This is a genomic window from Bacteroidota bacterium (assembly GCA_016722375.1).
Lineage (GTDB): Bacteria > Bacteroidota > Bacteroidia > Chitinophagales > LD1 > Bog-950.
Genome location: JADKJG010000003.1, coordinates 232140 through 244589, shown reverse-complemented (window position 1 = coordinate 244589; position 12450 = coordinate 232140). Strand labels below are relative to the sequence as shown.

General features: G+C 44.1%; 9 protein-coding genes. 4 read left to right on the top strand and 5 right to left on the bottom strand.

From position 1 onward, the window contains the following. Positions 1-147: 147 nt before the first annotated feature. Entirely contained in the window at positions 148-3057 is a 2910-nt protein-coding gene (gene uvrA / locus IPP77_04790) for an excinuclease ABC subunit UvrA (GenBank protein ID MBL0309003.1), read from the top strand. Here uvrA and IPP77_04785 read toward each other — a convergent pair. From IPP77_04785 to serS, 5 genes are all read right to left on the bottom strand, one after another. Beyond that, positions 3046-5307, bottom strand: coding sequence for a hypothetical protein (locus tag IPP77_04785; GenBank protein MBL0309002.1), 2262 nt, complete (start codon positions 5305-5307; stop codon positions 3046-3048). The two genes, uvrA and IPP77_04785, sit on opposite strands and share 12 nt — an antisense overlap. Before the next feature lie 87 nt (positions 5308-5394). After that, entirely contained in the window at positions 5395-5994 is a 600-nt protein-coding gene (locus IPP77_04780) for a hypothetical protein (protein ID MBL0309001.1), read from the bottom strand. A 36-nt stretch (positions 5995-6030) separates the two neighbouring features. Continuing rightward, positions 6031-7530, bottom strand: a complete 1500-nt coding sequence (locus tag IPP77_04775; protein MBL0309000.1) for a hypothetical protein — start codon at positions 7528-7530, stop codon at positions 6031-6033. A 56-nt stretch (positions 7531-7586) separates the two neighbouring features. Then, entirely contained in the window at positions 7587-8000 is a 414-nt protein-coding gene (locus tag IPP77_04770; protein MBL0308999.1) for a hypothetical protein, read from the bottom strand. 362 nt (positions 8001-8362) lie between these two features. Then, positions 8363-9631 carry a serine--tRNA ligase gene (gene serS, locus IPP77_04765; protein MBL0308998.1) on the bottom strand — a complete coding sequence of 423 codons (1269 nt, stop codon included), beginning with the start codon at positions 9629-9631 and terminating at the stop codon, positions 8363-8365. Between the two features lie 270 nt (positions 9632-9901). On the opposite strand from serS, the gene rho reads away from it, so the two are divergent. From rho to yidD, 3 genes are all read left to right on the top strand, one after another. Beyond that, positions 9902-11440 carry a transcription termination factor Rho gene (gene rho, locus IPP77_04760; protein ID MBL0308997.1) on the top strand — a complete coding sequence of 513 codons (1539 nt, stop codon included), beginning with the start codon at positions 9902-9904 and terminating at the stop codon, positions 11438-11440. A 148-nt stretch (positions 11441-11588) separates the two neighbouring features. Further along, positions 11589-12092, top strand: a complete 504-nt coding sequence (gene rnpA / locus IPP77_04755; GenBank protein ID MBL0308996.1) for a ribonuclease P protein component — start codon at positions 11589-11591, stop codon at positions 12090-12092. Next, positions 12089-12313, top strand: coding sequence for a membrane protein insertion efficiency factor YidD (gene yidD / locus IPP77_04750; protein ID MBL0308995.1), 225 nt, complete (start codon positions 12089-12091; stop codon positions 12311-12313). The genes rnpA and yidD overlap by 4 nt, the downstream gene beginning before the upstream one ends. Positions 12314-12450: the final 137 nt, after the last annotated feature.

Below are 12450 nucleotides of genomic sequence, written 5' to 3'. Positions count from 1 at the left end.
TTCAAACCCTATGATGAGGCAAAAAAATAGTGGGTATTAGCTGGATTTCCCCATAAATAACAACGACCGTCCTCCTCCTCATATTGCCAAATAGTTATATCATCTCCTCTCCTATTAGTCCTCTTTCCTTATCTTTGCGGTTTGCACATGAATAAGGAAGAATCAAAGGAGCTTACAGAATTGGCGGAGGCTCCGGCCATAGAAAATCCGGAGGAGATTGGATTAGAGCCCGATAACATCGAGGTGTTCGGTGCCAGAGTTCATAATCTGAAGAATATGGACATTTCTATTCCGCGCAACCAACTGGTGGTGATTACCGGTATCTCGGGCAGCGGAAAATCTTCTCTGGCGTTTGATACGATATATAATGAAGGCCAGCGTCGCTACCTCGATTCTTTTTCGGCCTATGCCCGTCAGTTTATCGGTGGCTATGAACGTCCCGATGTAGATAAGATTACCGGTCTTTCACCCGTCATTTCCATCGAACAAAAGTCGGTAAACCGGAACCCTCGTTCTACGGTGGGTACCGTGACAGAGATATATGATTTCTTGCGACTGCTCTACGCCCGCACTGCCGATGCTTATTCGTATGTCACCGGTAAGAAAATGGTGAAGTTCACTGAAGAACAAATCATTGAGCATGTGATGAACAATCACCGCGGTAAGAAAATGATTTTTCTCGCTCCGGTGGTTCGTGGCCGTAAAGGTCATTACCGCGAATTGTTTGAGCAGGTGCTCAAGCAAGGCTACCTGAAAATAAGGGTGGACGGAGAAATGCTGGACGTTAAGCCACGGATGCAGGTGGACCGATATGTGGTACATGACATTGAGTTGATTATTGATCGGATGGTGATTGAAGAAGCAGAACACACCCGAATCCGTTCAGCAGTTTCTGCCAGCATGAAACAAGGAAAAGGTTTGATGATGTTGCTGAATGCTGACACCAAAGAAGTATTCATGTTCAGCCGCCATTTGATGTGCGTGGACTCAGGCATATCGTATGAAGAACCTTCTCCAAACATGTTTTCGTTTAACTCTCCTTATGGAGCCTGCACCACTTGCAATGGATTGGGGGTGACGTATGAAGTGAAGCGAACCATCATGATACCCGATGAAAAAGTTTCGATTAGTAGAGGCGGTATATTACCGATCGGCGAGGCGCGCGACAATTTCATTTTCCGCGAATTGAATTCCATCGCCAAACAATACAAGTTTAATCTGAACGACCCGCTGAACAAAATTCCTTCAGAGGCGTTGCACTTTATCCTTCATGGCAATCCAGAAGGGGAAACGATGGATGAAGAGGATTTGATTATTGATGATTTTGATGACCGCTGGTACACATTGAATAAAGGTGGACTGATTGGTTTATTGAAAAGATGTTTTCGCTTCACCACTTCAGAAAGCATTCGGGAGTGGGCACAGGGATTTATGGAGGAAACTACCTGCAAATCCTGTGAGGGAAGCCGATTGAAGAAAGAGAGCCTTTGGTTCAAGATAGATGAGAAAAATATCGGTGAACTGGCAAAGATGGATTTGACCGATCTGGCAAATTGGTTTGAAAATCTGGAAGATCGTTTGAGTGAAAGGCAAAAAACAATTGCCAAGGATTTGCTGAAAGAAATTCGCACACGTATCCGATTCATACTCGATGTGGGTTTGGATTATCTCGCGTTGGACCGTCCTTCTAAAAGTTTGAGCGGTGGCGAATCACAGCGTATCCGGCTGGCTACCCAGATTGGTTCGCAACTTTCAGGCATTACCTATATTTTGGATGAGCCGAGCATCGGGCTTCATCAACGCGACAACCGAAAGTTAATTCATGCCCTAAAACAGTTGGCAGGAAACCCAAATACGGTGCTGGTGGTGGAACACGATAAGGAAATCATGCTTGAAAGTGACTACATTATTGATGTTGGTCCTCGTGCGGGCGAACATGGCGGTAGAATTGTGGCACACGGAACACCTAAAGAATTTCTAAAGCAAAAATCAGCCACAGCAGATTATCTGTCCGGGAAAAAGAAAATCGAAATCCCAAAACAACGCCGCAAAGGAAATGGAGAACAGCTCACACTCAAAGGAGCCAGTGGCAATAATTTAAAGAATGTAGATGTCTCATTCCCATTGGGGACTTTCATTGGTGTGACCGGAGTAAGCGGCAGCGGCAAATCTTCTTTAATCAATGAAACGCTTTACCCACTGCTTCATAATTATGTTTATAGAGGGAAGTACCGACCGCTTGCGCATCTATCTCTTCAGGGTTTAGAACACATAGATAAGGTGATTGAAATTGACCAGTCGCCGATTGGCAGAACGCCCCGCAGCAATCCGGTGACTTATATCAAAGTATTCGACGAGATTCGGAAGTTGTATGCTATGTTGCCGGAAGCAAAAATACGAGGATACAAACCGGGTAGATTTTCTTTCAACGTGCCAGGTGGAAGATGTGAAGAATGTAGAGGGGGTGGGCTCAAAGTGATTGAAATGAATTTTCTGCCCAACGTGGAAGTAACCTGTGAAAAGTGTTTGGGCAAACGTTATAACCGCGAAACACTGGAGGTGCGCTATAAAGGCAAATCAATCAGCGACGTACTCAATATGACCGTCGAAGATTCACTGGAATTCTTTGAAGCGATACCGGCCATCTATCCAAAGCTAAAAACGCTGAATGATGTGGGGCTTGGTTATCTGCGATTGGGGCAATCATCTACTACCCTTTCGGGCGGCGAAGCACAACGGGTAAAGTTGTCCGCGGAATTATCTAAGAAAGATACGGGCAAGACTTTCTATATTCTCGATGAACCTACTACCGGATTACATTTTGAGGATATCCGCGTGTTGCTCGAAGTGCTGAATAAATTAGTGGAGCGAGGAAATACAGTCTTGGTGATTGAGCATAATCTGGATGTCATCAAGGTAGCAGACCATATCATTGATTTGGGCCCCGAAGGAGGTTTCCGCGGCGGAAAAATTATTGCTACAGGAACCCCTGAAGAAGTGGCTATGGCTAAAGATAGCCACACCGCACCTTATCTCCGCGAAGAGTTAGGGCTTTGATTCTGCGTTCAGGACTGTGTTCAGTTCACCAAATGCAGCCACATTATTTTTTCTGTTGAGCGACCGGATAATATCTTCCTTATCACGAGAGGTTAGGTGAAAACTCATCGCGGCTTTTGCATCTCTGTTCTCGCTGGTATATTCAAACGTAACCAGTTTTAAATTTCCTTTCAGCTCTTCATTGACGTAGTTCATCTTCTGATCCATCTGAAAATTTTGGACGTTGCCACTATTGGAATAAATCGAACCAATCGGATCAAACATTCTGCTGAGCAATGTTTTCTTTTTTGTTTCTTCCGGTTCCGGTTCTTTTTCCGAGTCACGTATTTGGATTAGCACCACTCCCGAAGTATTTTCATTAATCCAGTCTTTAAACACTTTCAAAAAGCGAAAGGTTACTTCCACCCCCATATTGTCCACTATTCCGCCATCCATCACATGAGTAGCTGGCTCTGTAGGCAATACCGGATTAGGAAGTATCAGCGGGAAGGTAGCATCCATGCGCATGGCCGAAGTCACTAAAAGGTTTTTCCCGTTCTGCTTTTCAAAAAAGCGACAAAAATCAATTCCATCAACGGTCAATGGATCTCCCGTTTGATTTCCCCCCACAGGCCTCATGAGAAAGGAAACAGGTTGCGGGGTGATAAAAAAACGGCGCGAGTCGTTCATCACGGTCGTGTGATATATGATGAGCGGAATATTTGCCTTTGTTTCTTCCTGCTCATAATCCTTTAAGGTTTTCTCAAAAGGGAATCCGGTGTTTCGGCAGTAAAATTTTTCAAAGATATAGCCCCGGTCTTTTACATATTCGTACCCGCCAACCTTGAATTTGTGGAACGGAACAAGGATATCATTGCTCAATGTAGAAACCGCTATGGGGTTCAACAAATCCTTGGCGACATCATAAGCATATTTGCGATCCCCCATATTTATAGGCACCCCCTTCTTTTTTTGCAGAAACAGTTCGCGCAATAAAGTCACTCCGAACATTCCGCCCGATGTGCCGCTAATCAGAAACGTTTTGTCGAACAAAGCCCCTTTGCTCAAACTGTCACATCCTTGAAGAACCGTTGTGACAAACATGGCCGAGCGGGAACCGCCCACACTGGCATTGATAAAATATAGTTTGGGTTTTCTGTCGGGGTAAAGCGTATCCGTATTTTTCCTTTTCCAGTTTTCCAGTATTTGGAGAAAGTGTGCTTTGTCTTCTTCAATCAAAGCATTGGAAGAAATCTTTTGAAATGTTTTGGTATTGTAGGTCGCCTTTTCAGTTTGATAGTTCAATCCATACACCCGGCTTTGCAGACCAAAAAGATCGTACTTGGTCAGTTGGTTACCTGCAACTAATAAAAAAATAATCGCCATGGTTCCCCAACCGCCGGTCCAATAGAGGAGCATGCCAAACAGCGACATCAAAATGCAGGCAAAGAAAAAACTGGTAGCGGCTATCGGAAATTGGAAAAAGGGCTTTTCAATAAAGAAGCCCATCAAAATAATAAGCGCAAACGAAACAAGAAAAGCAATAAAAGCATTCCAGTGGTGGCGCTTGAAAACCAGTTGATGTAGGCGCGCATCATAGCTTTCAATGGTTCGGGTATGCCGGATATTGAGTTTATTGGTGAGATAAAAATCTACCCGGTTCGGACGTGTAATATCCAGGTCTTCATTTAACCGGGCCTTTCTCATTCGCTTTTTTCGCCAAAGGTTCTGTTGATTCTCTTCAATGATACTTCCCGCATTCTTATTCGTCAGGTTGAAATAAGCCCCGCTGATCAGCAACACCAAACTGAATCCGGCAATGAATCCACACAAATCAAAGGTCAGGTCTAAAAATGTTTGATACTCGTATTGAATCTGAAATAAAATGATAGAAGTAAAATAGGCAATCAAAAAAGCGGCGGGGATGATCGAGTTATTCAGAATGAACATACCCAGCGGATATTGTAAACAAGCCATGAACGGAAAGCGATGACTGTGAAGTATATACATCACCACGTTCCAGGTAATGAATATGGCTCCGAAGCCAATACCCACAACGGCAAAGCTGAGATAACCCACATGCCCCATGTATTCGGGATCAAGAAAGGCAGCAGGCAAACCGATGGTGGTGCCGAATTTTCCTACAATGGCAACGAGCAGAAAAACCCAAAAGAAGAGCAAAAACTGATAGCGCCGGAAGGATAGCAGCAATAGCTGAACCGGAAAGGAGTAAAACAAATCTTTAAGAAACAACCACAATGTCGCCGCCATATCGGTGGGCAATAACGCGAAAAAGCAGCAGGTGTTCTTATCGCCAATTCACGTGCTGCACTTCACTTGTGCAAAGGAATATACAAACTATGGAGTCTTCACCTCTGTAAGGATCATCGTCCAACCGATGTCCAAACGATAAATCAGGGGGAATTTATTAGACTCAATCACACCGACAAGATATTTAATATCGCTCCCGCCTTCCAACTCCCAACCGGGAACGGTGACAAAGTCTCCATTGAGCAGAAAGCCGGTTTCGCTGATTGTATTACTCATCAAGGTCGCCGTGTCTTCGGCTCCTTGAATCTTCAGCAAAGCAGATGTGTTCGCTGTAATTTCTGACTGAATCTTTTTGCTGAGCCATAATGATGTCTCATTACTCAGCGTCTTTGTTCCGCTTTCAAATACATGAAATAAGGCATCGGCATTTGCAACAGCCTCTGCATTCATTTGAAATATGCCTGATTTATTCGCCGGTTCAGAAGCATCCCATGAAAAAGAAATTTCATTGCCCAAGGCTTTAATGGTGGCAGTTAGGATGTAAGGTATTTTACCGATTTTGACTTCATAGGTCAGCACCGTACCGGGTTTCATAGATTTCTCAAAATCATCTAAGCCCGCAACATCTTGTGCAGCGGCAGAAAAAAACAAGGAGATAAAAGAAATGAAAAGGAGTATCCGGCTCATAGAGAGTGATTATCTTTCGAAAATAAAATATTCTGTTTAGGGGGCTTCTACTGCGCCCAAGTCAAACTTGTTTGGGTTATTAGTTTTTGAAACCGGACGAACGGTACCGAAAATATCTGTACCCAAACCAGTGGGCGCATAGTCAATGATTGGAGAAAAATATCCTGCGCTGTCCGATGGTGTAAAATCCACATTCGCTTCTTTAAAACGAGGCTCTTCGTTGAAAAGATTTTGCTCGTTAATCAGACTGAACAAACCCACCGTATCGGCATTGCTCTTCAACAAACAATATTTAAAACTGTTATCGAAATCCGTCAGATCAAATTCATCGGGTTTGTAGTTATTGAATGAGATTTCATTTTTTAAATTTCCATAAACCACACAGTTTGTAAAACTGCTATTCAGTTTTTCAGGATAGGTAACCATTGTTCTTCCGTCAACCGCAAAGTTACTGAGCAGCAATACTTCTTTTTGATGATTGACATACTTAGAGCCTGAGTTATACATCGTGCAATGGGTGAAATCATATTTCCCTCCCAAACCTAAGTTGATTAGATAATCACCGCTGGCGAAAAAGATAGAGTTCTCGGCTTTGATGTCTGCATTGAATCCAAAGATGGCATGGTTCAAACTGTTCTTCACAATCGTGTTTTTGATATTGACCACCGGCCTCGGGTTTGGACTGATATAATCTGCCAGATCATTACTCAATCCGGCACCGGCATAAATACCATTGGTAGAACCATCCACCACACAATGGTCAAAAAAGCCTTTAGGAATCTGACTGCCACAGTCTGCCTTATTCCTAAGAAAAACAATGCCGAACCACTGCCCCGGTTTATTATCATAATAATTCTCCAGCCTCACTCCGCGAAAAACAATAGAGTCGGTCCATGAATTGGATACGGCATGCAACTCACCTTCTACAAAGATGGCTGCATTATCTCCAAAGAAAATCTGGCAGCCCGGCTGAATGGTGAGTTTGGCACCACAACGCACATAGGCCCCCGGCACGGTGTCGCGGCTCACTATGATATGCGGCAAGTCGTTCGCCCATGTTGCGTCCGTCTTGATTTCATCGCCATAATGATAGTGGGCATTCTGTCCCCAGGCCTGTAGGTGCACGGTCTTCACCGCGCCGTCAATCAAGAACTGTACATCATCAATAATCACAAAAGGTGTGGCGCTGCTGTTGGGGTTCACGGTTACTTCCACAAAGATGTAGGCGGAATCTCTCGGCGCAATCTCCACGTTGGTGAATCGGTCGCCGGTCACGGCATCTACGTTGATACGAAACTGGGTGCCCACCAAATGCAGCAGCCTGATTTCATCAATCGTAATAGTGCTGCGCGTATTGTTGATGACTTTGAAATTTCTGGTGGTAGAACCGGAAGCTACAAAGACAGTATCAAAGGTCAAGGTATCGGTAGAAAAAGAGATTTTGCCATCACCCAACAAATCTTTTTTGCATTGCGAAAAGAAAAGCAAGGCCGCGGGAGCGATTAGCAGAACCAATAAACGAAACGATTTTTTCACCTTAAAAATTGAATGATAATAACGGTGGGTGAAAATAGAAATTGTGTACGGCCAAACTAAGGCTGTCCCTTTTGTTTCATTATCTCCATCATTTCGCGCAGCAGACGGTTCTCTTGTTCCAGTAATTCATTCCGGTGGCGCAGTGTTTGTATCTCGTCAGCCGGAACCGGTGCAGTTCCTTCCAAGGAAGCAGAAACTTCAGTCGCAGGTGATTCTGATGCAGGCTTCACGAAGAATTCAAACAGATTAGTTTTCAATATTTCGCCCGTCAAAATAATTTCACTCATTTTCCAGTCATCGCGACGCATCATACGGTAAACCGTGTCGGGCGTGGTGGACAACCGGCCGGCCAGTCTAGGTATCGAAATCTTATTTCGATACATCAGGTCTTTGACGTACGGCACAAAGTTGGGCATCAAGGGTCTTTTGCGCATACTGCGCGTACTTCTTGAAAGGGCAATAATTATCATGGCTCAATAATTGGTTATAAAAGAATGAACAATTCTTAAATGGAACTTATTTATTAGTAAAAATAACAAAAAGATTAGTATCCGACAACAAGTTATGCATATCTGGCGGCAGCTTATGCATACCACGAATCACTTTTTTCTTTATAACCATTAGAAACAGCCTATTTTGTTTTAATAATACCAACTACCTAGTGTTTTATACTAAATAATTAGTTCTAAATAACTATTGTCAATTACTTATTACGAATAAAACCATGCCCTTAACGAATCAAACCTGATTCCTTACGAACTATTTTACTTCGCTTACGAATAAAGTGCCTCTGAATACGTATATTATTCAGTGAAATGAAGGGTTGTAGTAGCTAAATCGTGCTAAACCCTGTATAGGCTTGGAGGGCTGCGGGGATATTGACCCTTCCGCCCGACTGATGATTCTCTAATAAAGAAGCGACGATGCGCGGAAGCGCCAAAGCACTGCCATTGAGAGTGTGAACGAGGCGGGTCTTTTTGTTTTCATCGCGAAAGCGCACCTTGAGGCGGTGGCTCTGGAAGGTTTCAAAGTTGGAAACAGAACTGACCTCGAGCCAACGCTGTTGCGCGGCACTGAATACTTCAAAATCATAAGTAAGCGCCGAGGTGAACCCCATATCGCCGCCGCAAAGACGCAAGATGCGGTATGGGAGTTCCAATTTTTGAAGCAGGCCTTCTACATGCTTCACCATTCCCTCCAATATTTCATAGCTTTTATCGGGATGGGCGATTTGAACAATCTCTACTTTTTCAAATTGATGTACGCGGTTCAGCCCCCGCACATCTTTTCCATAAGAACCCGCTTCGCGGCGAAAGCAGGGAGAGTAGGCTGTGAATTTTAAGGGTAGATTTTTTTCTTCTAGAATTTCATCGCGAACAATATTCGTCACCGGCACCTCGGCAGTTGGAATGAGGTAGAATTTATCTTCGTTGATGTAATACATCTGCCCTTCTTTGTCGGGCAGTTGGCCGGTGCAAAAAGCAGAAGCTTCGTTGACCATATACGGAGGAATGACCTCGGTATATCCGGCGGCAATGGCTTCATCTAAAAAAAAACTGACCAGCGAACGCTGCAACTTGGCACCCTTTCCTTTATATACCGGAAAACCGGCGCCAGTGATTTTCACGCCCAACTCCAAATCAAACAGGTCATACTTCTTAGCAATCTCCCAATGAGGCAAAGCATCGCCAGCCAAGGTAGGGATGGTGCCTACTTGTTTCACTACTTCATTTTCTTCCGGCGTTTTCCCCTTCGGAACCGAGGCATGTGGCAGATTGGGAATCCGCACAAGAATATAATGCAGGTCACCCTCCGCTTTTTGAAGCGAGGTCTCCAAAGATTTTGATTCTTCTTTTAAAGTAGCGGTTTCGGCTTTTTTCTTTTCGGCATCTTCCTTCTTGCCCGATTTGAACAACTCTCCTATTTCTTTGGCTATCAGGTTTTGGCGCGACAGGTTGTCGTCCAATTGTTTTTGAACCGAACGGCGGGTTTCATCAACCAATAGGGCTTCATCCACCAAATTGATTTCTTTAAAGTTCTTTACGGTCAAGCGTTCGCGGGCTTCGGCAGCGTGATTTCGGAGGTAGGCAATTTCAAGCATAATAGGAAAAATGTAATGACGGGCGAAGTTAAAATTTGAGGGGAAAGATGCAGACAGAAAAATATTTGGCGAATCGGAAAGAATATCTAACATTGCATCGTTATCCGAAGAGATTCTCACCGGATTCAACCAGTCCCTTCTAAAATTTTCTGGACTTAATACTCAAAACATAAAATATAGTTTTTGGAATAGCACTGTAAAGATGTGTTTCTGCTTGTAGGAGCAACCATTCATAATTCACGATTCAAAAGTCAAATTTAAAACTCAAACATGTACGACATTCTCCAGCTAAACGAGATGATTTTGCCCGAACTAAGGGAGGTAGCCGATAAACTTAATGTGAAAGGCTCAGAAGAAATGGAAAAGCAAGAACTGATTCTGAAAGTGCTCGATGCACAGGCACTCGCTCCGCCAACCACCGAAGACGAGGGCGATAGTCAAAAGGAAAAGGTTAAGAAACCCAGAACCCGCAAACCCATTGGTGCGGAACTGAAAACCAAAAAAGAAGATGGAGAAGAAGAACTTTCAGACCGTCCGGCCCGTGTGCAGTCGGAGCGTGGAGATGTGATGAACACTCCTCCTGCCAGAGAAAGAGAGCATTATTCCTCTAATGCAAATAATGGCAATTCGATTAATCGCGAAGAAAGACAGGACGATCCCAGCAAAAGAGCGGTTAGTATTTTCACCGTTGAAACCGATGCGGTCGTTGAAGGTTCAGGTGTATTGGAAATGATGCCGGATGGATATGGATTCCTCCGCTCTTCCGATTACAGTTACCTCTCTTCACCAGATGATATTTATGTTTCGCCTTCGCAGATCAAATTGTTTGGTTTGAAAACCGGAGATACGGTAGCGGGATATGTTCGTCCTCCAAAGGCCGGTGAAAAATATTTTGCTTTGTTGAAGGTAGATACTTTGAACGGACGTGCGCCGGAAGAAGTGCGCGACCGGGTAGCTTTTGATTATCTCACGCCTCTCTTCCCTCACGAAAAGTTCAATCTTTTCACCAAACCTACAGACCTCACCACTCGTATTATTGACCTGTTCACTCCCATCGGAAAAGGACAACGGGGTATGATTGTGTCTCAACCAAAGACCGGTAAGACAACTATCCTCAAAGAAATTGCCAACGCAATTGCCAAAAACCACCCAGAGGTTTACCTCATCGTCTTGTTAGTAGATGAAAGACCGGAGGAGGTAACCGATATGGAAAGAAACGTAAACGGCGAAGTGATTGCCTCCACGTTTGATGAGCCTGCTGACAAACACGTAAAGGTTTCGGCCATTGTGTTGCAAAAAGCCAAAAGAATGGTTGAGTGCGGGCACGATGTAGTGATTCTCCTTGATTCAATTACCCGTCTAGCACGGGCGCACAATACGGTATCTCCATCTTCAGGCAAAGTTTTGTCGGGAGGAGTTGAAGCCAATGCGATGCAGAAACCAAAGCAGTTCTTCGGCGCTGCCAGAAAGATTGAAAACGGCGGCTCTTTGACTATTCTCGCTACGGCCCTGATTGATACCGGCTCGAAAATGGATGAAGTGATTTTTGAGGAATTTAAAGGAACGGGTAATATGGAATTGCAACTCGACCGCAAACTTTCTAACCGTCGTATTTATCCGTCCATTGACATCGTATCTTCTTCAACCCGTCGTGATGACTTGTTGTTGAGCAAAGATGTGCTGCAAAGAATGTGGGTGTTGCGCAATCACATCGCTGACATGACTTCGGAAGAGGCGATGAACTTCCTGACCCAACAGATGAAGGGCACCAAAACCAACGAAGAGTTCCTTGTGGCGATGAATTCCTAACCGGCAACGCGGATAAACCAAATAACCTTTTATATTTGCCACCCTTTTAGAAAAAACAATATACCTTAGACTATGAAACGGACATTCCAACCCAGCCGAAGAAAAAGAGCAAACAAGCACGGCTACAGAGAGAGAATGAGTACTAAAAATGGAAGAAAAGTCATCGCACGCAGAAGGGCCAGAGGCAGAAAAAAGCTCACGGTTTCAGACGAGAAGAGACTCAAATAGTCCTTTTCAAGTCAGGTCCTTTGATGCCTTTGACTCCGAAAAGCTGAAAGGGAGAAACACCTTTAGCGCAGCGGAGAAGCTCAAGAGCAAGAAAATCATTGAACAACTTTTTAAACAGGGTAAATCGTTCGGCAAGAGCGGATTTACCCTTGTTTATTTCCCCTGCACCCTCAATTCCTTTTATCCTGCTCAGGCGGGATTCACGGCATCCAAATCCAACTTTAAAAAAGCAGTTGATCGCAACCGAATTAAGCGATTGATGAGAGAGGTTTATCGGTTAAATAAAATTCCTTTGTACCAGTCGCTGGTCGAGAAAAAGAAGCAAATGGCTTTGATGTTTATCTATAAAGGGAAAGAATTGCCGGATATGGACAAAACCCAAGCAGCCATCACTGCTTGCCTGTCAAAATTGCTCCAGGCATGATTTCCAGATTATTCTCCTGGATTTTTATCGGCATCATAAAGTTCTACCAGGCGCTCATCTCTCCTATCCTTCCACCAAGCTGCCGATATATCCCCACTTGTTCAGAATATGGCTTGGAGGCCATTAGAAAATATGGCCCATTTAAAGGCGGGTGGCTGGCTTTGAAAAGAATATCCAGATGCCACCCCTGGGGCGGTCATGGCCATGACCCAGTGCCTTGAAGCCTCAATTATTGAGCAAGCATGTTTATTCTAGCCCTGTAGGAACTTTTGATAAAAAACTAATCGCTAAAAGGGGCAATGCAAATAAGTGGATAGCCTATGCCAGTCTATCCCCTATAAAATGACGGCTAAATGAC